Raw genomic sequence first — 22,076 nt, 5'->3', positions numbered from 1 at the left:
TACTGCAAGTCGTACCGTCAGGATGCCAGCGGTTTCCGCACAGCCCACATCTGCACCACGGCCCAACTCGTCTCGGGCAGCAGGAAGAGCAGCAGCACCGGCTCGCCGGTCTGCGTCCATGTCCAGCCCATCCACAGACTGAACAGCCCTCGCGCCACCGCGTCGTAGCGGCCGAGCTGCGCGGTCGGCCCGCGCAGCCGCAGCACGGCCCAGACGATGACGACGCTGCCCATCAGCAGTGCGAACAGCATCTGCATGGGCTCGAACGCAGGCAGGGCCTGGCCGCCAAGCGCCTGGTTGACGGCGCTTAGGTGGCCGAAGGCCAGCGCAAAGCTCCACGGCGTGGCAAACGGTGCCGTGACGAGCAGGTCGTAGGCCGCGCTGGCCCACACGACACGACGAAATTGCGGCGGGCTGAACGAGGACATAGAGGGTCGAGAAGTGACGAAGGCCGCCATGCTCAACCCTCGAGTACGCTCCAAGGTCAAGCCCCTTGAGCAACCACGCCATGCAGATCGGCACTCTCTCCGCCCGCACCGGCCTGAGCCGCGACAGCCTGCGCTTCTACGAGAAGCGCGGGCTGCTGCAGGCGCGCCGCGCTGACAACGGCTACCGCGACTACCCCGAGGAGACCGTGCAATGGCTGGGCTATGTGCGCACGGCCCAGCAGCTGGGCTTCACGCTGACCGAGATCGCGGCCGACATGCCCTTGCTCGCCCAGGGTGAAGAGGCCGGCCCGGCGCTGCGGGCGGCGCTGGCGCGCAAGCTGGCAGACATCGACGCGCGCATTGCGGCGTTGCAGGGGCTGAGGGCCGAGCTGTCCATGCGGTTGGCCGAGACTCCCGAGACAGGCGCGAGCTGCCCGCTGCGACCTACCGCCTGACCGATCAAGCCACCGCGCTTCTCACGGCCTCGCGCACCAGGCCGTCGAGCTTGCCGGTGATCTGCGTGAACTCTCCCGACACGACCGCGAACTCGCGGCCCGAAGTGCCCGCCCGCGCCGCGACGACCTGGGCGTTGAAGGACACGATGCGCGCATGCCTGGCGATGAGCTCGATGTCGCCCATGACGGCCGTCAGCTGTTTCTTGGCCGTGGCGGCCTGCTGGCGGGCGAGGTCCTCGTAGATCTGGGTCAACCGGTTCAGCGTGGCAAGCAGCGGCGTCGCGGCCTCGACGAGTTCCTCAAGCAGGGCCGGTGCGCTGTGTGCGCTGGCCGAGATGGCCTCGATGGCGCGCCGGGCCAGTTCGATGAAGCCGACGATGCGCTCGTTGGCGCGGTCAGGGCCGAAATAGGCCTGTTTCAGCTCGCCGCCCAGCGCGTCGGGTGACAGCTCGCCCTGCAGCAGCGCCCCATGTGCGTCGCCGAAGGTGGTCAGTGCGTCGCGGGCAATGGTCAGTGCACCGTCGCGGCCCTGCGAGGCGAGCACTGCATAGAGCACGACGCGCTGCGACGTGAAGCGGCGGCGGCCCGACAGGTTGATGGTCTTGCCGAACAGCTCGCCCGCGGTCTGCTTGGGTGCAGCAGACGCCCGCTTTGGTGCATCGGCAAGCGCACGCGTGTGGTGCAACATGAAGGACTCCGTGAACTGGTTCTCGACCGACGCCTCGTACAGCGGGCGTGCCGGTCATGTGACCTCGGGTTTGCACGGAGCGTGCCAGCGCCAGGGACGGGCGCCCTTCAGCGGGGCAAGCCACGTTGCAAACGCTGCGTCGCCAGTGCCAAGGTCTCGCCCCGCTTCGCAAAGCAAAACCGCACATGCCCGCGCTCCTGGGGCTGCTGGTAGAAGACCGACAGCGGGATGGCCGCGACGCCGACCTCGGTGGTCAGCCATTTGGCGAAGTCCAGCTCGGGCCGATCCGACACCGCGCTGTAGTCCACCGTCTGGAAGTAGGTGCCCTCGCAGGGCAGCAGCTTCAGCGGCGTGGCTTCCAACGCGGCGCGGAAGCCATCGCGCTTGGCTTGATAGAAGTCGCTCAGGCCCTGCCAGGGCGCAGGGTTGGCGAGGTAGGCCGCGATGGCGTGCTGCGTCGGCGTGTGGACCGTGAACACCGTGTACTGGTGCAGGCGCCGGAAGGCCGCACTCAACGCCGGCGGCGCGGCGACGAAGCCGACCTTCCAGCCCGTTACGTGAAAAGTCTTGCCAAAGCTGCTGACGAGGAAGCTGCGCTCGCGCAGACCCGGGTAACGCGCCACGCTCTCATGCGGCGCACCGTCGAACACCATGTGCTCGTAGACCTCGTCGCTGACGATGAAGAGGTCGTGCGCTTCGGCGATGCGCTCCAGCTCGCGCAGGTCCTCGGCGGTCGCGATGCGGCCACTGGGGTTGTGCGGTGTGTTGATCACCAGCGCCCGCGTGCGCGGCGTGATGGCTGCGCGCACCGCCGTCCAGTCGATGCGGTAGTCCAGAGTCATCGGCACGCCGACGGGCACCGCACCGGCCAGGCGGATGGCCGGGTCGTAGCTGTCGTAGGCCGGCTCGATGATGATGACCTCATCACCTGCGCCAACGCAGCTGTGCAACGCCGTGATCAGGCCTTGCGTGCCGCCAGCCGTGATCGTGATGTCGCGGTCCGCGTCGTAGGCCGAGCCGTAGAGCGCATTCAGCTTGGCGGCCACGGCCTGGCGCAGCGCCGGCACGCCGGTCATCGGCGGGTACTGGTTGTGGCCGGCGGCCATCGCATCCGTGACGGCCTTCAGCAGGGCCGGGTCGGCGCCGAAGTCCGGGAAGCCCTGGCCGAGGTTGACGGCGCCATGCTCGGCCGCCAGGGCCGACATGACGGTGAAGATGGTGGTGCCGGTGTTGGGCAGCTTGGTGGGCAGTGCAGGCATGGTCGGTGATTCTGCGCGAGGCGGCGGCCCCATCCTCACCAAGCGCCTATGCTGATGCGTCTGGCGTTCCTCACACAGCCCTTGACCTCGATGCCACTCACTCTGCGCGCCGGCACGCCGGACGACGCGACGACGATTTCCGCGCTGGCCATCCAGGTCTTTCTGGACACCTATGCCACCGAGGGTGTACGCCCCGACCTGGCCCGTGAAGCCCTGCGGGAGTACGCGACCGAGGCCTTCGACCTGCGGCTGCGCGAGCCGCAGCGGCGCTTCGTGCTGGCCGAGCGCGGCACGGGGCTGCTGGGGTTTGCTGAATTGACACTCACCGACCAGGCCGCGCCCGCGGGCCAGTGCGCGGGCGCCGAGCTGGTGCGCCTGTATGTGCAGCCCACCGCTCAAGGCACGGGGCTGGGCCGGCGGCTGATCAGCGCCGCACAGGCGCTGGCCGCCGAAGCCGGCCTGAGCGCACTGTGGCTCACAGCCTGGGACGGCAACCAGCGCGCACTGGCGTTCTACGCCCGCGAGGGCTATGCCGACATCGGCGCCACCAGCTACAGCTTCGAAGGCAACAGCTATGGCAACCGTGTGCTGGCACGGGAGCTCAGGCGGCCTTAGGCCCGCCCAGCAACATCCGCCGCGCCGCCAGCGCGATCGGAAAGCCGAACACGAAGCAATGCGCCGCAATCGCCGCCGCATCCAGCTTGGGCGGCCAGAACGGCGTGTGCAGGGCCGACAGCGGCAGCACGACGTTGTTCATGCCGAAGTAGACGACAAAGCCGTAGGCCAGGCCGGCGGCGGTCGCATTGCGCAGCAGGACGGGCAGGCGCAGCGCCACCACGCAGAAGATGGCGGCCCAGATCCATGCGATGCCGTAGTGCAGCGCCACGCCCAGCGCAAAGGTCTCCGGCCCGCCGCCAAAGGCCGCCTCGCGGCCGATGAGGCCGGCGGCGACGCCCTGGAAAACGCGCAGCTTCATGCCGTAGTAGCTCAGCGCAAAGATCAGGTCGCCGGTGCCGGCCAGCAGGCCGCCCCAGAAGATGGCGCGGGTCAGTGGTTTCATGCTCATGTGATGCTCCCGGGCGGGCCCTTGAGTTCGACGACATTGCCTTCGGGGTCGCTCAGATAGATGGACGGCCCCTCGCCTTCGGCGCCGTAGCGGCTCTCGGTCTTGCCGGCTTCGACACCGTGAGAAACCAGGTGGGCACGGATGGCTGCCGCGTCGAAGGGTTCGACGCGCAGGCAGAAGTGGTCCATGTTGCGACCCTCGGCGCCGGGCGCTGCGCCACCCATGCGGCCGAGCTTGCCGGCCACCGGCACGAGGTCGATCAGCGAGTGGCCAGCGCGCAGTTGCACCAGGCCGATCTCGTCCTGGCGGCGCTCGATCGAGCAGCCCAGCGTGTCGACGTAGAAGCGCACCATCGTGTCCAGGTCGATGACACGCAGCACGAGGTGGTCAATGCCTTGCAGCTTCAGCATCGCGGCGTTCTCCTTTTTTCGGTGCGCAGCATCATGCCGCGCCGGGCCTGTGCTGAAAGTGACGGCGGGTTTGTCCGGAGTAACGAAAGGGCCTGCCCACGCTCAATAGAGGCATGCAAACCCCGCAGGCCCTCACACCATGCTGCCCGGAATGAGCTGGCTGACCCGCCTCGGCTTTGTCGCGCCGGCCGCTTCGGCGTCAGGGGACGAGGCCGCCCTGATGGCCCGCGTGGCCAATGGCGATGCCGATGCGCTGGCCCTGCTCTACCGGCGCGAGAGCGGCTCGGTGTATCGCTACGCGCTGGCCCTGGCCGGCGACGAGGCCACCGCGCTGGACGCCGTGCAGGAGGCTTTTGCCCAGCTGCTGCGCGGCCCGCAGGCTTACCAGCCCGGCCGCGGCTCGCTCGGCGCCTACCTCGCCGGCATGGCCAGGCACCAATTGCTGACCCAGTGGCGCGACGCACGCCGCCACGTGCCGCTGGACGACTCGCTCGACACCGACGACACCGCCGAGCTCATGCCGAGCAGCGACACGCGTTTGAATCAAAACCAGCAGCAGGATGGCCTCTGGGCCGCCATCCGCCGGCTGAGCTGGCCGCAGCGCGAGGCCATCGTGCTGGTGGACCTGCAGGAGCGCAGCTACGACGACGCCGCGGCGATTGCCGGCGTCAGCGTCGACGCGCTGCGCACCCGCCTGCACCGCGCCCGCCAGCGGCTGGCCGACCTGCTGGCCGTGGGAGAACGACCATGAGCATCGACAACGACACGCCAGCCTGGCTGCTGCCAGCCCGCGCGGACTTTTCCAAGCTGCAACCCGGCGCGGAACAGGACGCCGCCGTACTTGCCTGCTTGGCCGAGCAGCAGCACCTGCTGCGCGTGCGCCGCATGGCGGCTGAAAGGGCCGAAGCCCATGAGCCGCGCTGGCTGCGCCGTCTCGCCTGGGGCAGCGGCGCGCTCGGCGCCACGGCCGCCGTGCTGTTGAGCGCCATGCTTTTGCTCGACCCGCCGGGCAGCCAGACCGCCCAGGCCGCCACGGCCGGCAGCGGCTTCATCCCGCTGGTGTCCGAGCGCGAGTTCCAGGCCGCGCTGACGGCCGAGCGCAGCGCCGCCGTGTGGCTGCAGCCCACCGAACTGCCGCGCGAGCGCCTGGCGCTGCTGGGCCTGCCCTTTGACGCCGCACGCGCCGACGAAACGGTGCGCGCCGAACTGATGCTGAACCCGAGCGGCCAGGTGCTGGCCGTGCGCATCCTGAATTGACTTGACGACGGAGAACGACATGAAGAAACCCATCACCGGCCTGGCACTGTTGGCCCTGGCGGCCTCGGCCACCGCGCTGGAGGCCGACCGCCTGATCGAGCGCGATTTCGAACGGGATATCGAGCGCAGCGTGCAGATCGCCCTGTCCGACATGCCCGTGCGCATCGCTTTGGGCGACCAGGCCTTGAGCTTCGCCGGCCGCGAGCTGGAGAGCGAGCGCGTCGTCAGGGGCGCGCCCTACTGCGCCACCGCCGTGCACGAGAACGTACAGACGCTGGGTGACGGCAACCGCATCGTGCGCAAGCAGCAAAGCCAGCTCTGCCGCGACGGCGAGGGCCGCACTCGCCGCGAGGTGCAGCGCGAAGGCGGCCCCAAGGTCATCTACCTGAACGACCCGGTGGCCAAGGAGAGCTGGGTCGTCTACCCCGACCAGAAACGCGTGCAGCGACTGCGCAGCAACGCGGCCTGGGCGCCTGGCGCCGACGCGGCGGCCCATGCCGCCTGGGAAGCTTCGATGCAGGACTGGGGCGAGCGCATGAAGGAACAGGCGGCGCGCTGGAAGGAATGGGGAGGTCGGGTCGCCGAGCGGGCGCGCAGCGTGGATGCGGAGCGCGTGCGCGCCCGGGCGATGGCCGGTGAGCCGGGCATCGTCATCGAGCAGGAGCTGATGACAACACCCGCACCGGGTGCCAGCGCCGTCGAGCGTCGCCGTGAGCTGCGCGTCATCCGCGCCAGCGAAATGCCCGCGCCGCCTGCCATGCCCGCCCCACCCACACCGCTGATGGTGCCCACGCCGCCGGTGCCGCCCATGCCGCTGCTGCTGCCTGGCATGCTGCCGCGCGAAGGCGGCACGACGACGGCGCTGGCGCCCAAGGAGATCGACGGCCTCAAGGTCAGCGGCGAACGCACCACCTGGACCATCGAGGCCGGCAAGATCGGCAACGAGAAGCCCATCGTCAGCACGCGCGAGGTCTGGCGCAGTCCGGAACTGATGCTGACGGTCATGAGCCGCGACGCCGACCCGCGGATGGGCGAACAGAACTACCGGCTGGAGAAGCTCAAGCGGGGTGAGCCCGACCCGGCGCTGATGAAGCCGCCGGCGGAATTCAGCGAGAGCCCGCGGCGCAGCGCCAAGCCAGCAAGCGCGCCGAACCGCGCCTCCTGAGGCTCAGGCCGCCGCCAGCATCTGGCTGAAGAACTTCTCGCCACTGACGCGCGGCTTGTAGGCCGACACGGCCTTGGCAATCGCCGCGATGTGGTCGGGCGTCGTGCCGCAGCAGCCGCCGGCGATGTTCAGGAAGCCGGCCTTGGCGAACTCGCCCACGAGCCGCGCAGTCACGTCCGGCGTCTCGTCGAAGCCGGTGTCGCTCATCGGGTTGGGCAGGCCGGCGTTGGGGTAGCAGCTCACCGCCACGTCGCCCGCCACCTTGGACAGCTCCTCGATGTAGGGGCGCATCAGCGTCGCACCGAGGGCGCAATTCAGGCCGATGGCGATGGGCCGCGCATGGCGCACCGAATGCCAGAAGGCGGTCACCGTCTGGCCGGACAGGATGCGGCCGGAGGCGTCGGTCACCGTGCCGGAGATGATGACGGGCAGGCGCTCGCCGGTGTCTTCCATCAGCTCGTCCAGCGCAAAGATGGCGGCCTTGGCGTTGAGCGTGTCGAAGATGGTCTCGACCAGGAAGAGGTCGCATCCGCCTTCCAGCAGCCCCTTGGCCTGCTCGTAGTAGGCGGCCCGCAGGGTGTCGAAGTCGACATTGCGCGCGCCCGGGTCGTTGACGTCGGGGCTGATCGACGCGGTGCGCGGGGTAGGGCCCAGGGCGCCCGCCACATAGCGCGGCTTGTCGGGCGTCGAGTACTTGTCGCAGGCGGCGCGGGCCAGCTTGGCGGCCTCGACGTTCATCTCGTAGGCCAGGCCGGCGAGGTCGTAGTCCTCCTGGGCGACCGAGGTCGCGCCGAAGGTGTTGGTCTCGATCAGGTCGGCGCCGGCGGCCAGGTACTGCTCGTGGATCTCGCTGAGCACGTCGGGCCGCGTGAACATCAGCATCTCGTTGTTGCCCTTCAGGTCCTTGTGATGGTCCTTGAAGCGCTCGCCGCGGTAGTCGGCCTCGACCAGCTTGTAGCGCTGGATCATGGTGCCCATCGCACCGTCGAGCACGGCGATGCGTTGCTGGAGCAGGGCGGGCAGGCCCTGGGCGCGGCTGTACTTGGGGGTTTGGGCGATGGACTTCATGGCGCTATTTTCGCTGGCTCCTGGCGCGTGAACCGTTGACGCGCAGGAAACCCTGATTTGCGAGCATTCCTACGATAGGAATCAACGCGCCAAGACCATGTCGCAGCTCGGGCAATGGCCTCGAAAGCCCTTAATCCTCGTTGAAAAAGGCTTGCGCCTCGGCCAGCACCACCTCGGGCACTTCCTCGGCGATGTAGTGGCCGCTGTCAACGGCGCGGCCGCTGACGTGTTCGGCCGCCGCCTGCCAGAGCTTGAGCGGGTCAAAGCAACGACCCACCACGCCATTGGCACCCCACAGCACGCGCAGCGGCGGGGTCACACGCCGGCCCGCGGCACGGTCGGCACGGTCGTGTTCGAGATCAATGCCGGCGCTGGCACGATAGTCGGCGCAGACGCCCGCGGCCGAACCCGGTCGCACCATACAGCGCTCGTATTCCGCCCAGGCCCGCTTGTCGAAGAAGCCGCTGCCCCGCCGGCCCATGCCGTCGCGCAGATAGGCGATCGGATCAGCCTCGATCAGGCGCTCCGGCAGCGGCGCCGGCTGGATCAGGAAGAACCAGTGCCAGTAGGCACGCGCAAAGGCCTCGGTCGTGCCCTCGTACATGGCCAGCGTGGGCGCGATGTCCAGCAGCATCAGTCTTGTCACAGCCTGGGGGTGGTCCAGCGCCAGCCGGTGGGCCACCCGCGCGCCGCGGTCATGGGCGAGCACGGCGAAGCGCTCATGGCCCAGGGACTGCATCAGCGCGATGGCATCCCGCGCCATTTCTCGCTTGGCATAGGCCGCGCTGCTCTCACCGGCCGGCGGGCGGTCGCTGTCGCCATAGCCGCGCAGGTCCATCAGCACGACGCGTCGCGTCTTCGCCAAGGTGGGCGCAACCCGGTGCCACATCGCCATGGTCTGCGGGTGGCCGTGCAAAAGCAGCAAGGGCGGCCTGCCGGAATCCGACGGGCCGCCCTGGCGGGCGAACAGCGTGACGCCGTCGCGCTGAACGGTTAGCGGTTGGAAGTCGGCCCACATCGTGGACCGATTCTGCCGCCACCTTCAGTTGTCCGCGGCGCAGTGCCGGTGCCGCAGCCGACGGGGTCGACATCTTGCGGGCCGAGCGCTAGGCCGCTCCCGAGCCGGCCCGCGCTGGCGATGTGCTTGCGGTTCGATGCCGCAAGCATCGCCGTCCCCCCGGGGGCTGAGGCCGGACACATGGCGCCCAGTGGGCGCCATGTGCCTGCCGAAGGGCTGCGGCACTGCCGCAGCGCGGTCTGCAAGACCGGTCGGTCGCACCGCGTTCAGCGGTGTGCGGCCGGACGAGGGGCTGCATGTCAGGCCGTGCGCAGGAAGTAGAGGTTGGCGCTGCCACGCGTCAGCAGCACGAAGCCACGCAGAGCCGGCACGTAGCGCATGCGGTTCTGCAGGCCGCTGCCGTTGTCGGGGGTGGGCGCGATCTTCTGGCTGCCACCATTGAGCAGGCTCATGTCCCAGACATTGCTGTCATTGGGCGTGACGACATAGACGCGACCCGCCGCTTCGCCCTGGCCGCTGTAGAACAGGAAGCGGTCACTGTCCGGGTCATAGTCCATCGCCGCATAGCTCGGCTTTTCGTTCTGCCATTGCGTCAGCGCGCTGCTGGCGTTGAATGTGACGGCGATCTGCTGGCCGCTGCCCAGGGGGACGCGGCTGGCCACCATGCGCTGCGGGTCGAAGCCCTGGCCGTCGCCCCATTGCAGGCAGAACATCTGGTTGCGTCGCGCATCGAAGGCGATGGGCCAGCGCACCGCGTCACCCACGGGGTTGGTGACGAGGTCCGTCCACTTCTTATCGACGGGCGACCACTTTTTCAGGCCGGTGCTGACAACCTCGCCGGTCGCGCGGATCTGCGCAGCACCGTAATAGCCCGAGGGCATGTCGGCCCAGGTGCCGGCCTTGTCCCAGGTGTTGGTGTCGAGGTTGAAGGCGTCGACCTTGGCAAAGTCCCAGGATGAACCGTACACACCGCGCGCACCGAACAGCATCAGGCGGTTGATCTGCGGAATGAAATGAGCCGTGCTGTAGAGGTGGCGCGACGAGGGCATGCCATCGGTGTAGTGGGCAACATTCTGCGCGTAGCTCTTGCTGGCCGCCAAGCGCACCTTCCAGGTCGGCGCGTCCGACGCGAGGCTGATGGAGACGACCCGGTTGTCATAGGAATCGGTATGGCCACCGGCCGCCGCGATGATGATTTCGCTGGTTCGGTCGTTGATGGCGATGCCGCTGTAGGCATCGACTGCCGCGCCGCCGGCGCCAGCCGTGCCGGGGATCTCGAACCAGGTGTTCAAGGGCTTGCTGGCCAGCCAGCTTGGAATGACCCGCGCCGGCGCCACCGACCAGACCGGCGCGCTGTTGAAGGCATCTCGCAGCGCCGGATAGTTGCTGGCCGAAATGAGGCGCTGGTAGGCAGTGGCAGCGCCGTCGACGCCATGCCTGACTGCATAGGCCATGGCCGTCGTCAGGTTGCCCCATGCCGCGCGATCACCCGGCATGATCTCGCCCGCCAGCTTGCCTTCAACGGCGCCGAACCAGGCCGGCAGGCTGGCATAGCTGGCCAGGTAGACGGCCGCATCGTTGGGATACCAGGGTCCCTTGCCGGTCTGGAAGTCGGGCACCGCAACAGGCGAAATGCTCATGGTGTACACGGCCGCGTTCACGTACCAGAAGCCGGTGGCCGGCCCCAGGCGCATGACGGCGCTGCGCGCCTTCCAGCGGAAGAAGGCCGCGTGCTTGGTTTCGACGGCCGCCGGTACCGGCAGGCCCATGGACAACGAGTAGCCGAAGGCGGCGGTGACGAAGTCCTGCTGCCAGACCGCACCGAACTGCATGGTGTTCTCGTAGCCTTCGCCCGGCTGGATCCAGCCATAGGGGTTGTTGGGCTGGGCGACGTAGACGGCGTGGAAGTTCTCGATGTTGGACTGCACGCAGTTGATGAACTCCTGGCGCAGCGTGGTGTCGTCGTCCGGCGTCACGTTCAGCGCCTGAGTCAGAGCGCGCCACTGCCACGCAGCGGAACGGGTCTGCCAGCCGCCGAAGCAGGACTGCACCAGGCCTTGCGAGCCACGGCGCATATTGGGCTCGTCGGCCTTGCTCAGGTAGTTCAGCGTGGCGGCGAACTGCACCTGCTCCATGAAGTACCAGCGCCCCGTGACCAGATAGGCCATATAACCCACCGAGGGGCTGTGGGCGCAGTCCCAGCGCGGCGACTGCGTGCCGGTGGGCTGGGGCGTGAACTGGCTGCGCGTCGAACTGCCGAGGTCGCTGACGCGGCTGTCCTTGTGCAACACCAGGTTGGGGTACTGGGAAAAGCGGATCGGGCGCTGCGTCTTCTCGTCGCGGTAGAACAGCGGATAGCGACCGGCGGCGAAGCCGTTGCGCACGACGGCCGCATAGGTGTTGCTGCTTTCGCAGGTCAGATAGAGCGCGTCATGCATCGGCAGCAGGCCGATGGGTTCCTGGTAGCCGGTGGCCGCCATGGAGTCACCTGCGTAGGTGAAATTGGCCTTGTCCAGCGGCGTGTAGCTGGTCACCAGCCACTGGGCGACGGCGCCATTGGCGTCCACGCGGGCGCTGTAGGTCGGCACCTGCTCGGTGGCCTGCAGATAGGCCAGGTCATGGCGCGGCGTCACGTCGGGGTCGGTGCCTAGCCAGTAGGACAGGGCCGTGCCGTTGATCAGCGCCGTGCGGCAATGGTGGGACAGGTCGATGGTGGCCGAGAAACGCTGCGTGCCATTGATCTTGAAGGTGTAGGTCGCCGCCTTGCTGGTCGGGCCCGCCACCATCAGGTAGCCGTTCTCGATCCAGGGCAGGATCTCGACGGCGCCGCCGGCGAACAGGCGCACCTCCAACCAGGCCACCAGGTGAGCGTCACTGCCCACCGGCTTGCGGAAGACCCAGGACGACATCTGCGCGCCACTGACCCAGGTGGCCTGCGGCGCATCCCAGTCGGCAGCGCCAAAGCTGGCCGTGCCGAGGCTGCCGGCGCCAACCTCGGCGGTGATGCCAGTTTTCTTCAGGTCCGCAACGGTCAGCAGCGCAGCGCTGCCAGCGCTGGCTGCAACGCGACGCAGCCGCACGGTCAGCAAGCTGTTGGCCGTCAGGTCGGCAAAGCCGGCGATCTGGGCGAACTTCAGGGAGCCGTCAGGCCAGGTCGTACGTGGTGTGACCTGCAACACAGACAGGCTAGAGCCCACCGTGCTGCCCGCCGGGATGTCGCCGCGCTTGAAGGCGAAGCCCAGGCTGAAGGGCGCCTTGGCTTGCGTCTTGGTACTGACCAAGCTGAACTGCATCGCGCCAGTAAACAGGCCGAGCGTCGGAGTGGCCACAGGTGCGGGGGCCGGAGCTGGAGCCGGGGGCGGAGCCGGAACGGGTGCGGGGGCAGGAGCGGTCGTGGGCAGCTTGATCACCGAAGCAGTGACGGTCGCTCCGTCCGACGCAGTCGCCTCGGCCATGGCCTCTCCCCCTCCACCACCGCAACCGGCCAAGGGAACAGCTCCGCCAAGAGCGGCTGAATACTGGAGGAATTTACGGCGCTGGGGGTCAGTCATGGAAAAGCAATCCTTAGCAGCGAACGTCGCTGCACTTCGGTACTAGGGGGGTGGCCTAGGGGGGCGGAACGGATTCTGATGGCAGGCCCTGACGGGACCGTGGCTAAACGTTACGAACTAGGGGGCGCGGAGGGTATAAGTTTGGGTTATGCGTCTCGACCTTCACCGCCCTTGCCGCGACGGGTCGTGCTCCAAACAATTCCCGCCCGTTCTCCCTCTGAAAAGCCACCGTCATGAAGCCCCTGCACTTCGCCCTGCTGACCCTGGTTGCGCTGGCCAGCGCGCCTGCGGTGCAAGCCCAAAACAAGCCGCTGATCTACTGCGCCGACGCCAGTCCGGAAGGTTTTGACCCTGGAATGTGGGACAGCGCTAGCACCAACACGGTCAGCGCACAGATGTTCGACGGGTTGCTTGGCTTCAAACGACCCACGACGGAGCTGACCCCCAAGCTCGCCACAAGCTGGGAAATCTCGCCCGACGCGAAGAGCTTCATTTTCAGATTGCGGGACGGCGTGAAGTTCCACACCACCCCCTGGTTCAGGCCCACCCGCAACCTCAATGCAGATGATGTGCTGTTCACTTTTCAACGCTTCATCGACCCCAACCACCCGTTCAACAGGGCGTTTCCGGCAAATTTCATCTACCCGCAGAACCTTGGACTGACCAAGCTGATCGAGGGCATCGACAAAATCGACGACCGCACAATTCGTTTCCGGCTTCGTCAGCCCAATGTGACATTCGTCGCAAACTTCGCCTTCGCCTGGGCGGGCATCCAGTCCGCCGAGTACGCCGCGCAGCTACTGAAGGAAGGAAAGGCCTCGCAAATCAATGTGCAGCCGGTCGGCGCGGGGCCCTTTCGCTTCAAAAGTTATGCCAAGGACGACGTGCTGCGTATGGAAGCGCACCCAGATTACTGGGGCGGCAAGCAGCCCACGTCGAATCTGGTCTTCAGCATCAGCCGTGAGCCCAATGTGCGCGTGCAGAAGATCGCCGCCGGCGAATGCCATGTAACGGCAGCCCTGCGCGACGTCGACATCGCCCCGCTGGCGAACAACGCCAACATCAGCATCGAGAAGATCCAGGCGCTCAACATCTCCTACCTGAGCTTCAACCTGAAGAAGCCGCCCACCGACAAGCGCGAGGTGCGCGAGGCCCTGGACATTGCCGTCGACCGCGACGCCATCTTCAAGGCCCTGTTCCCGCGCGGCGACGCCATGCAGGCCGTCAGCGCCTTCCCGCCGGCCATCCCCGGCTACAACAAGAAGCTGAAGAACGAGTTCGACCCGGCGAAGGCCAAGGCGCTGCTGGCCAAGGCGGGCTTTCCCAACGGCTTCGAGATCGACCTCTGGGCCCTGCCCGTGCAGCGCCCGACCAACCCGAACGGCCAGTTGATGGCCCAGCTCATCCAGCAGGACTGGGCCAAGATCGGCGTGAAGGCGAACATCAAGACCTTCGAATGGGGCGAGTACCTCAAGCGCGCCAACAACGGCGAGCACAACGTCTACATGAGCGGCTGGAGCGGCGAGACCGGCGACGCCGATGACTTCCTGACGCCCAACCTGAGCTGCGCGGCCAACAAGAGCGGCATCAAGTTCTGCAACGCCGAATTCGAGAAGCTCATCGACGAAGCCCGCGCGACGCCCGACCAGAAGAAGCGCGTCGCGCTGTACGAGAAGGCCCAGGAGATCTTCAAGCACGAGCGGCCCTGGATCACGATGGCCCACTCCACCGTCTACATCCCCATCCGCAAGGACGTGGTGGGCTTCAAGATGGCGCCCAACGGCTCAGTGAACTTCGAAGGGGTGTATCGCAAGTGAGGCTGCGCCACATCGAAGTCTTCCACGCCATCATGCAGGCCGGCACCATCAGCGGTGCCGCCCAGCTGTTGCACATCTCCCAGCCCGCCGTGACCAAGGTGCTGCAGCATTGCGAGCTGCAGCTCGGCATGGCCCTGTTCGACCGCGTGCGCGGCAAGCTCTACCCGACGCCCGAAGCCCAGCGCCTCTTCGTCGAGATCGACAAGCTCAACCGCGATCTCGTCGGCATCCGCCGCCTGGCGGCCAACCTGAAGAGCGGCGAGAGCGAGCAGGTGCGCCTCGTTGCCACACCAGCCCTCGCGATGGCCATCGTGCCGGCCGCGATGACGCCCTGGTGCAAGGCCTACCCGAACGCGAGCTGCTCGCTGGCCACCCATCACACGCGCGAGATCGTCTCGGCGCTGCTGCTCGGCGAGGCCGACCTGGCCCTGTCGCTGCAGGACCCGCGCCATCCCGGCATCAAGGCCGAGGTCATCGCCAGCGGCGCCATGGTTGCCCTGTGCCCCTTGAGCAGCCCCGAGGCCAAGGGCGAGGGGCCGCTGGGCCTGGCCGACATCCGCACCGAGATCGTCGGCCTGCAGAGCGACGACCCGCTCGCCGGCCTGCTGCACCACGCCGGCGAGGCCCTGGGCCAGCCGCTGGCCAGCCGCATCACCGTGCAGACCTACCAGCTCGCACGCGCCCTCGTCGAGGCCGGTGTGGGCATGACGCTGGTGGACCCCTTCACCGCCGCCAGCGCCGACGCCAGCAAGGTCCGCGTGCGGCCGCTGTCACCCACCGTGCCGGTGCAGCTCTATCTGCTCAGCGCCGCCAGCGCGCCGCTGGGCCAGGCCTCGCGCCGCCTGGTCAAGTTCATCACGGCCGCTGCGCACGAACACCTTTCTCGACTGCCGTGATTCGCATCGAAGACATTGCCTCGCATTCGGACTTCCGCCCGCTCGCGTCGCTGCAGCACGGCATCGCCGTGGATCTGCGCTACGCGACGGCCGACAACTTCGTCGGCCATTCCGTTTACGCCGGCATCGATTGCGCCTGGCTGCGCCGCGAGGCCGCGGACGCGCTGGAGCAGGCCGCCGCCTGGCTGCATGAGCGCCGCCCCGGCTACCGCCTGCTCGTGCTGGACGCCCTGCGCCCCCAGCGCGTGCAGCAGCGCCTGTGGGACGAGCTGCAGGGCACGCCGTTGACGATGTATCTCGCCCACCCCGAGCGCGGCTCCATCCACAGTTTTGGCATGGCCGTGGACCTGACGCTGCTCGACCCGCAAGGCCGCGAGGTCGACATGGGCAGCGGCTTCGACGAGATGACGCTGGCCTCCCACCCCGACCACGAGGCCGAGCACCTGGCCCTGGGCGCGCTGACGCCCGAACACCTTGTGGAGCGTGGCTGGCTGCGCGCAGCGATGCGCGAGGCGGGCTTTCACGGCATCACCACCGAGTGGTGGCATTTCGACTTCGGCGACCGCGTGGCGGTCAGGCGGGATCTGCCGCGGGTGCTTTGACGTCGATGCGCTTCTCCATGAAGACGCTCAAGGGATCGTCGGCATAGCCGCCGTAGGGCCCGCGGCGAACGTAGCCGCATCGGGCATACAGCGCCAGCGCTTCGAGCTGGTAGGGCCCCGACTCCAGCGTCACCAGCCTGCAACCCCGAGCGGCCGCTTCGGCTTCCAGCTCGGACAGCAGCCGCTGGGCCAGCCCCTGGCCACGTGCCGCCGGGCTGATGAACATGCGCTTGAGCTCGCCGAACTCCGGGGTCAGCACGACTGCGCCGCAGCCCACGGCCCGCCCCACCGTATCCCGGGCCACGGCGAAGACGACGTTCGGCTGGGTCAGCGAAGCCAGGTCCAAGGCATACCGGGCTTCGGGCGGATAAAGGGTGTCCTGGTAGGCGTCCAACTCGGCGATGAGGGCGATGACCTCCGGCTGGTTGGCAGATTCAAAGGTGATGCTCGTCAAGCAAATGGCTCCATGGCTTGTAGGGAAGGCATAACTCGCCTGACGCGCCGGTCTGCGTCACGGCCTGCTCACTCAGTTAGGTGGTGGGCCCAGACATCATCCATTCCGATGGCGCGATGTCATAGGAGTCTTGTGCACAGGCAACGGCCTCCTCAAGGGTTTCATGCCAGGTATCGGCGGCATAGCGCCCATCCAACGAATGGCAAACAAGCAAGAAGTTCTTGTTTCCATCGTCTGTGATCTCGAATCGAAACTCGATCTCCAGCGCGTTATCGTCATCAGGATCTGCGGGCGACCACCCACTGTTTGGGTGCCCGAGGATGCGTACCGCTCGGCGAGCGATGGTTGCGTAGGATTTCATTGATGCGCTCTGACGTGTGAGCTCAGCGGACGGCGAGGCCGTCCGCTGCAGTGCCCGGTTGGGCCACACGGATGGCAGTGACCACGCATGTTGCAGTAGCCCCATTGAAGGGGGCCTTCAACTCTTGCTCGACGTGGTCAATCTCAACTTGAGCGTCAAGCATAAAGTGCTGCGTAGCCTCTAGCGCGGGGATAAGACAGCCCCAGTTTGAAGATGCTCCGCCCGATTCACGCAGTTCGATTTCGGGCCAATCGCCGTGGTGGCCGGGCCAGAAATGAATGACGGTTCCGCTGGTCGTGTTTGTTGGCAGCGATCCCTTGTCGACTTGCTCCCACCAGTCAGCCGAGCCGACGAGTCCATGAGTCTGCTTCAGCCCATGGGGACCATCCCCTTGCGAGGCAGCCTGCATGCTCGCCAAGCCGGGATCGCTTCTCAAAGAGTAGACGGTTCTCATGGCGCCCAACGTCCGCTGCAGCAAAGGGTTGTCCGGCATGCGCCACCCAGTGGCGACCCCGTTCTGCGCAATAACAACGAAGCCGCTGAACTCGCGATCAGCAATGCGGATCTCGCCTTCCCCGATGTGAGTTGCCGCGAAGCGGGCGGCCTCGCCGATGGGCAACAGCGCACCCAGCTTCCGATGGACTTCCACCAATGCCTCTGACGAGCGAACGTACTCAGTCAGGAGAGCTTCGATTTGGTCGCTGTCGGCGACGACCGCCCATTCCCGACGTGCATGTCCGATCGGCGGAAACTTTTGCCTCATCAGGTCGTGGACGCGCCGCGTGTTCATGCTGGATAGCGTGCAAACTCAGCGGACGGCAAAGCCGTCTGCTGCAGTGAAAGGTTAGGCGGCAGGCGTGAATGAGGATTTAGCAGCCGCATGAGACTGGCCAGCAGAAGATGACATTGACGCGGAGAAGATACCCTGCCACGACGGGCCCTGAGAAGCAAACGAGCGCTAGAAGGGCGAAAACCCACCCATCGACTCTTGCCTTCCAACCCGTTCGGACCTTGGTTCGGGACCACACCCAGGCGCCGGGAAAAGGGGACTGACCGGAACGAAGCGTCAGGATTGCGGCGCGCGAGGCTGAGAAGCCCGCCGATAGGAACAAGAGGACGAAGGCAATGATGATGCCGCGATACCAAGGCAGTGACTCGCATGTGGGAAGACCCTTGACGAATTCCATGAATGGATCCCACCAGCGATCCATGGCGACAGACAGAGCGATTCCGAAGACCACGCACAGCGCCAGCTTGACGCGACTCGCGATGGTCGGTTCGATGAACTTGGCTTCCATGCCGCCTAACGCGCGAGCTCAGCGGACGGCGGAGCCGTCCGCTGCAGCGAAAGGTTGGACGGCATTCATTGCCACTCCCACGACGGCAGTTCCGCACCATCGGGCAACTCGCAGCCGTAGAAGGTGGCGCCTCTGACCTTAACGCCTCTGAGGACGGCACCCGTTGCCCTGATCGACTCGATTGAAGCGAGCTCGAATATGGCACCCGTGAGGTCAGCGTTGGAGAAGTCGGCGCACTTGACGTTGCATTCCCGAAAGCTCGTGCCGCGCAAACTGGCGCCAGCAAAGTTGGCGCTGTGGAACCACGAATGCTTTTCAAAGTCAGCGCCATCTAGCTGCACGCCCGACAGATCGGCGTCACTCAGATCGGTTTCCGGAAAGCAGCGCTCTCCCGCGGCGTAGCGGCTTTCAAGCTCAGCCCGAGTTTCTGGTGGTCGATAGTCGTTCGCGCGTTCAGGCACGGATGTAGCCATTGCTGTTCAACGTGGAAGGTGAGCGGCGCCACGCAGTGGCGTCCGTTCTAGTGGCAGGTTCTCTGGAGCTTCTGCGGGGCACTTTCCGACGGGGTTTAGCTCACCACTCTGTGCGCAAAACAGCCTACGCAAGGCTGATACGTTCACGCTGCGTTGCTGGCTCGTCCGCACCAAGCCCGCTTGGGCGTGCGCGCCTGCTACGCAGCGCAAGCTAGCAGTTTTTCGATGCTGTATAAACATACAGTCGTCGCTTTATCCTGTTAGGTTTTCTGCAGCAGAAGATCAAGGGAACGTGTTCTAGGGCGACAGCCACTGCTGCATAAAACCGGAGCAGCCGTTGCAAGTGTTTGATGGGCAATGACTATGCCAATAAAACATCGGCAAAAGCGGCGCGAAGTTACAAGTTCTCCGCCTGATGGCACTGCAGCGAGTTGCCTATGCCATTGCATGACGCCGCACCAACTCTCCTGCCCATTCCGCCACCCTCGCCCTCACCTCCGCCGGCCCCATTGCTTCAGCCTCCGGCGCCAGCGACAACACCAGCCGCGCCGCCTGGTCCACGCTCTCGATGGGCAACTTGACCCTGGCCCAACGCTGCGGCCCCGCCGGCTTCTCGGGCACCGCGGCAGCGACGGCCTGGGCGGCATAGCTGCCCTTCTCGGCCAGCCGCCGGCGGCCCTCGGCGGTGATGCGGATGACGGCGACCTCGGGCCGCAACTCCCTCTCAAAGCGCTGCAGCGAAGCCTGCCACCAAGTCGACAGATCGAAGTCAGCCGGGCGCTCGAAGCTCTCCTCGCCGACGCTGAGCGACTGGATGTTGGCGACCTTCAGCGTCAGCGTGCGCGCCCCGGCCCGTGCGACGGCATACCAACTGCCGCCCTTGAGCACGAGGCCGAGCGGCTCGGCGCGCCAATCCCGTTCGCCCTTCCAGCTCAGATAGCGCAGTTCGACGCGGCGGCACTCCAGCACCGCCTGGGCCAGCGCCGGCAGGTGCGCTGCCGGCTCGCCGCCCTGGTACCAGTCCAGCGGGTCCACATGCAGCCGCGCCTGCAACCGGCCGGCCAGCGCGGCGGACTCGCCCGGCAGCGCCGACTGCAGCTTGAGCCGCAGCCGCTGCGAGGCACCGCCCAGGCCCAGTTCGCTGGCCGCCCCCGGCAGGCCCAGCAGCGGCAGGGCCTGGGCCTCGTCGCCGAGCAGGCCGTTGAGGCGTGTTGCAAAGCCCTCGCGCAGCTTGAAGCCGCCGCTGCGGCCGCGTTCGGCATAGACGGGCACACCGGCGGCGGACAGCTCATCGATGTCGCGCAGGATGGTGCGCACCGACACCTCGAACTCGCGCGCCAGCGCCGGCGCCGTGATCTGCGGGCGCAGCTGCAGCAGGATCAGGATGGAGAGGAGTCGGCTGGCGCGCATGCTTGAAACCTGGACTCGGCAGTTGGCCGCTTGCTACTCATCAAAAACCTCGGCGCTTTATGAAGTGGCCGTGGCCTCCACCCTCACCACTTCGTTGCCAGGCGCTGCACGTCCGCTGGTTCGGCGCTTCGGGCCGCCGGCTGCGTTGCTTCTCCTTGTGGGCTTGAGCCCACATCGTCGGCGCGCCTTGCCCGCGGCCCGCCTCGCCACCCCCTCGGGCGCGCCCGACTGCCGAGTCCAGGTTGGATGATGTTCCGCAAAACATGACGCCGATTGTCATGTCATGCCGCGCAGCATGCGCCACCTCCACTCACTCACGAGATGCGCATGACCGACAACTCCGAACGCCGCCGCCTGCTGCAAGCTGCCGCAGCCCTTGCGCTGACGCCGAGCAGGGCCGCACCTGCCGAACCCGCCGAACCCCAGCCCGGCCCGGCCATGACGGGCGCCCTGCCCACCACGCGCACGCCCGGCAAGCCCGGCGACTTTGACTTCCTGAGCGGCCGCTGGAAGATCCTCAACCACAGGCGTCGCAATGGTGTCTGGGATGTCTTCGAGGGCGAGGCCACGGTGCACGCCATCCTGGCCGGCGTCTGCAGCGTCGAGGAGCTGCGCATCCCAGCACGGCAGTTCGGCGGCATGGGCCTGCGGCTGCTGGACATGAAGAAGGCTCAGTGGTCGGACTTCTGGGTCAACGCCGCTTCGGGCGAGCTGGGCGCACAAGGTCTGCCAGGCAGCTTCGAAGGCGGGGCGGGCATCTTCCAGGAGCAGTCCGAGGAGGACGGCAAGCCCGTGCTCTACCGGAGCGTCTGGGACCGCATCACGCCGACGAGCTGCCGCTGGCAGCAGGCCGCGTCGCGCGACGGCGGCAAGACCTGGGTGATGGACTGGGCTATGGATTGGACGCGGGTGGCGTGATCAGCGCGCCCGTCGCTCGTCCGCCAGGCGCTCGAGCACAGCGCGGATGCCGGCGCCTTCGCTGATCTGCGGGTTGGAATAGCCGTCGCTCTTGCCCGCCTCCTTCTCCCTCACCTCGATGACCTGGCGGGCCCATGCATGTGCCTCGGTGAAGGACCAGGTCTTGCGCAGCGCCTCCTCGTACATCGCCCGGCCGAAAAAGGTCAGCTCGGAGCGCTTGCCGCAGCCGTAGGAGGTGTGGTCCGCGTCGGCCGCCGTCATCACCAGCGTGCCGTCGCCGGCCAGCGGCGCGATCCAGCTGCCCGAGTAGCAGGCCGACACCGAGATCACGCGCCAGCGCACGCCGGCTTCGTCCAGCCAGCGCTTGAGCAGGTCGGGCGTGACGGGCTCGGTCTTCAGCGGCCAGGTGTCGTTGGCCAGCTTGCCGTCGCGGCCGCCGTGCGAGGTCAGGTGCAGAAAGAGCACGTCCCGGTCGCGGTCCATCACCGCGGCCATGCGGGCGATGGTCTGGCGCAGGTTGGCCGGCGTGCCCCAGGGCAGCGTGTCAGTGGTGGCGCGGTTGGCCACCAGCTCCACCAGACGACCGTCCGCGCCGAAGCGTTCGCGCATCGTCTTGGCAACGGTGGCACTCTCGCGCATGAAGACGTCTTCCGAGGCGTTGGGCGCGTAAGTCGCTGCGTAGACGTTGACCCGGCCCGGCTGCGGTGGTCGCAGGCCCTGCAATGCAACAGCGACGAGCTGCGCTTGCCTGCCTATGGTCTCGTCGGTCAACGGCAACCCGACCTCGGGTTCGGCGTCCGCCTCGGCACTGGCCACTGGCTCGGCCCACCAGAATGTCGGCGGCGCGAGCCAGCCGTTCAGCATCAGCGGGATAGGGACCAGCAACAGGGCAGCACCACGCGCCAGCCCGGAACCCGCCGCCCGCCACAGCAGCACGAGCCGCGTCAGGCCAGCCCAGCACAAGGGCACCAGCCATGCCGTCAGCTGCAGGCTCAGGGGCCAGCTCTCAAACGGATCGAGCGCGGCTCGCATCCCAAGAAAGACACCGCCGGAAAACAGGCCGAGCATCAGCCCGGCAATGCAAACCAGTGCAAACAGCGTGGCTGGCCTTGGCGTCGCTGGCGCTTGTGCCGAGCGAGACCGCGCCACCACCCAGCACAGCCAGGCCATGATGGCGATGCCCGCCCAACCTGCGAGAAAGCCTTGCCAGAGCAACATCGGCGCGCCCTGCATCATCACGCGCTGAGCAATGAACTGCAGCAGATAGCCCGCCAGGATCGGCGCCGCCACCGTCACCGGCGCGGCCTCCAGGCCCTCCCATCGCGGCGGGAGGAACACCAGCACGCGCGCGCCTTCGCGCAGCCATGACGCGCCACCCACTGCGGGCGCACCGTCGTCCAGCGCCGCAGCCGTCAGCAACGGCCCGCCTGCAGGCGCGTCCTGCGCCTGATCTTCTTCATTCATCCACCCGCCCTCCCCTGC

The 22,076-nt window shown here is 67.2% G+C and carries 23 protein-coding genes; 9 read left to right on the top strand and 14 right to left on the bottom strand.

Features of this window, described 5'->3' with window-relative positions; translation table 11 throughout:
- Positions 1-17: 17 nt before the first annotated feature.
- Positions 18-428 (bottom strand): hypothetical protein, encoded by a 411-nt coding sequence (locus tag AC1DW0_RS08420; protein WP_477945377.1) that lies wholly within the window; start codon positions 426-428, stop codon positions 18-20.
- A gap of 80 nt (positions 429-508) precedes the next feature.
- On the opposite strand from AC1DW0_RS08420, the gene AC1DW0_RS08415 reads away from it, so the two are divergent.
- Positions 509-883, top strand: a complete 375-nt coding sequence (locus tag AC1DW0_RS08415) for a MerR family transcriptional regulator (protein WP_477945669.1) — start codon at positions 509-511, stop codon at positions 881-883.
- Positions 884-887: 4 nt separating this feature from the next.
- On the opposite strand, the gene AC1DW0_RS08410 is transcribed toward AC1DW0_RS08415, so the two are convergent.
- Positions 888-1,571: a methyl-accepting chemotaxis protein gene (locus AC1DW0_RS08410; protein ID WP_477945376.1), complete on the bottom strand. Its 684-nt coding sequence runs from the start codon at positions 1,569-1,571 to the stop codon at positions 888-890.
- A gap of 107 nt (positions 1,572-1,678) precedes the next feature.
- The gene (locus tag AC1DW0_RS08405; RefSeq protein WP_477945375.1) at positions 1,679-2,830 is read right to left on the bottom strand and encodes a methionine aminotransferase; all 1,152 of its coding nucleotides are present in this window, start codon (positions 2,828-2,830) and stop codon (positions 1,679-1,681) included.
- A gap of 90 nt (positions 2,831-2,920) precedes the next feature.
- Here AC1DW0_RS08405 and AC1DW0_RS08400 point away from each other — a divergent pair, with 90 nt between their 5' ends.
- Positions 2,921-3,445, top strand: coding sequence for an N-acetyltransferase family protein (locus tag AC1DW0_RS08400; protein ID WP_477945374.1), 525 nt, complete (start codon positions 2,921-2,923; stop codon positions 3,443-3,445).
- Here AC1DW0_RS08400 and AC1DW0_RS08395 read toward each other — a convergent pair.
- On the bottom strand, positions 3,432-3,896 hold the full coding sequence (locus AC1DW0_RS08395) for a hypothetical protein (RefSeq protein ID WP_477945373.1): 465 nt from the start codon (positions 3,894-3,896) through the stop codon (positions 3,432-3,434). The two genes, AC1DW0_RS08400 and AC1DW0_RS08395, sit on opposite strands and share 14 nt — an antisense overlap.
- Positions 3,893-4,306 (bottom strand): VOC family protein, encoded by a 414-nt coding sequence (locus AC1DW0_RS08390; RefSeq protein WP_457390516.1) that lies wholly within the window; start codon positions 4,304-4,306, stop codon positions 3,893-3,895. The genes AC1DW0_RS08395 and AC1DW0_RS08390 overlap by 4 nt, the downstream gene beginning before the upstream one ends.
- 151 nt (positions 4,307-4,457) lie before the next feature.
- Here AC1DW0_RS08390 and AC1DW0_RS08385 point away from each other — a divergent pair, with 151 nt between their 5' ends.
- The 3 genes from AC1DW0_RS08385 to AC1DW0_RS08375 are packed head-to-tail and all read left to right on the top strand — an operon-like array spanning position 4,458 to position 6,728.
- A complete protein-coding gene (locus AC1DW0_RS08385) occupies positions 4,458-5,057 on the top strand; it encodes an RNA polymerase sigma factor (RefSeq protein WP_056192097.1) in 600 nt (199 codons plus the stop codon).
- Positions 5,054-5,563, top strand: a complete 510-nt coding sequence (locus AC1DW0_RS08380; protein WP_056192094.1) for a hypothetical protein — start codon at positions 5,054-5,056, stop codon at positions 5,561-5,563. The genes AC1DW0_RS08385 and AC1DW0_RS08380 overlap by 4 nt, the downstream gene beginning before the upstream one ends.
- Positions 5,564-5,582: 19 nt before the next feature.
- Positions 5,583-6,728 (top strand): hypothetical protein, encoded by a 1,146-nt coding sequence (locus AC1DW0_RS08375; protein ID WP_477945372.1) that lies wholly within the window; start codon positions 5,583-5,585, stop codon positions 6,726-6,728.
- A 3-nt stretch (positions 6,729-6,731) separates the two neighbouring features.
- On the opposite strand, the gene AC1DW0_RS08370 is transcribed toward AC1DW0_RS08375, so the two are convergent.
- The 3 genes from AC1DW0_RS08370 to AC1DW0_RS08360 form a co-directional block, all read right to left on the bottom strand.
- Positions 6,732-7,796: a homocysteine S-methyltransferase family protein gene (locus AC1DW0_RS08370; protein WP_457350996.1), complete on the bottom strand. Its 1,065-nt coding sequence runs from the start codon at positions 7,794-7,796 to the stop codon at positions 6,732-6,734.
- Positions 7,797-7,926: 130 nt separating this feature from the next.
- Positions 7,927-8,814, bottom strand: coding sequence for an alpha/beta fold hydrolase (locus AC1DW0_RS08365; protein ID WP_477945371.1), 888 nt, complete (start codon positions 8,812-8,814; stop codon positions 7,927-7,929).
- A 299-nt stretch (positions 8,815-9,113) separates the two neighbouring features.
- Positions 9,114-12,107, bottom strand: a complete 2,994-nt coding sequence (locus AC1DW0_RS08360; RefSeq protein WP_477945370.1) for a hypothetical protein — start codon at positions 12,105-12,107, stop codon at positions 9,114-9,116.
- 491 nt (positions 12,108-12,598) lie between these two features.
- On the opposite strand from AC1DW0_RS08360, the gene AC1DW0_RS08355 reads away from it, so the two are divergent.
- The 3 genes from AC1DW0_RS08355 to AC1DW0_RS08345 are packed head-to-tail and all read left to right on the top strand — an operon-like array spanning position 12,599 to position 15,680.
- On the top strand, positions 12,599-14,182 hold the full coding sequence (locus AC1DW0_RS08355; protein ID WP_457351002.1) for an ABC transporter substrate-binding protein: 1,584 nt from the start codon (positions 12,599-12,601) through the stop codon (positions 14,180-14,182).
- Positions 14,179-15,078 (top strand): LysR family transcriptional regulator, encoded by a 900-nt coding sequence (locus tag AC1DW0_RS08350; protein ID WP_457351004.1) that lies wholly within the window; start codon positions 14,179-14,181, stop codon positions 15,076-15,078. Before AC1DW0_RS08355 ends, AC1DW0_RS08350 begins: the two co-directional genes overlap by 4 nt.
- Positions 15,075-15,680, top strand: coding sequence for a M15 family metallopeptidase (locus AC1DW0_RS08345; RefSeq protein ID WP_457351006.1), 606 nt, complete (start codon positions 15,075-15,077; stop codon positions 15,678-15,680). Before AC1DW0_RS08350 ends, AC1DW0_RS08345 begins: the two co-directional genes overlap by 4 nt.
- Here AC1DW0_RS08345 and AC1DW0_RS08340 read toward each other — a convergent pair.
- The 5 genes from AC1DW0_RS08340 to AC1DW0_RS08320 form a co-directional block, all read right to left on the bottom strand.
- A complete protein-coding gene (locus AC1DW0_RS08340) occupies positions 15,652-16,134 on the bottom strand; it encodes a GNAT family N-acetyltransferase (RefSeq protein ID WP_457351008.1) in 483 nt (160 codons plus the stop codon). The two genes, AC1DW0_RS08345 and AC1DW0_RS08340, sit on opposite strands and share 29 nt — an antisense overlap.
- 76 nt (positions 16,135-16,210) lie before the next feature.
- Positions 16,211-16,495 (bottom strand): hypothetical protein, encoded by a 285-nt coding sequence (locus AC1DW0_RS08335; RefSeq protein WP_457326247.1) that lies wholly within the window; start codon positions 16,493-16,495, stop codon positions 16,211-16,213.
- A gap of 22 nt (positions 16,496-16,517) precedes the next feature.
- A complete protein-coding gene (locus tag AC1DW0_RS08330; RefSeq protein ID WP_477945369.1) occupies positions 16,518-17,285 on the bottom strand; it encodes a hypothetical protein in 768 nt (255 codons plus the stop codon).
- Positions 17,286-17,858: 573 nt separating this feature from the next.
- A complete protein-coding gene (locus AC1DW0_RS08325) occupies positions 17,859-18,254 on the bottom strand; it encodes a pentapeptide repeat-containing protein (protein ID WP_457351012.1) in 396 nt (131 codons plus the stop codon).
- 447 nt (positions 18,255-18,701) lie between these two features.
- Positions 18,702-19,676, bottom strand: coding sequence for a helix-turn-helix transcriptional regulator (locus AC1DW0_RS08320; protein ID WP_457325274.1), 975 nt, complete (start codon positions 19,674-19,676; stop codon positions 18,702-18,704).
- Positions 19,677-20,003: 327 nt separating this feature from the next.
- Here AC1DW0_RS08320 and AC1DW0_RS08315 point away from each other — a divergent pair, with 327 nt between their 5' ends.
- Positions 20,004-20,594, top strand: a complete 591-nt coding sequence (locus AC1DW0_RS08315; RefSeq protein ID WP_457351016.1) for a hypothetical protein — start codon at positions 20,004-20,006, stop codon at positions 20,592-20,594.
- Here AC1DW0_RS08315 and AC1DW0_RS08310 read toward each other — a convergent pair whose 3' ends face one another.
- Positions 20,595-22,058 carry a C13 family peptidase gene (locus tag AC1DW0_RS08310; protein WP_477945368.1) on the bottom strand — a complete coding sequence of 488 codons (1,464 nt, stop codon included), beginning with the start codon at positions 22,056-22,058 and terminating at the stop codon, positions 20,595-20,597.
- Between the last annotated feature and the right edge of the window lie 18 nt (positions 22,059-22,076).

The sequence above is a fragment of the Roseateles sp. P4_D2 genome (genome assembly GCF_056401875.1).
Note: the sequence above shows the minus strand (reverse complement) of the source record. Positions and strands in the feature narration are given on the sequence as shown.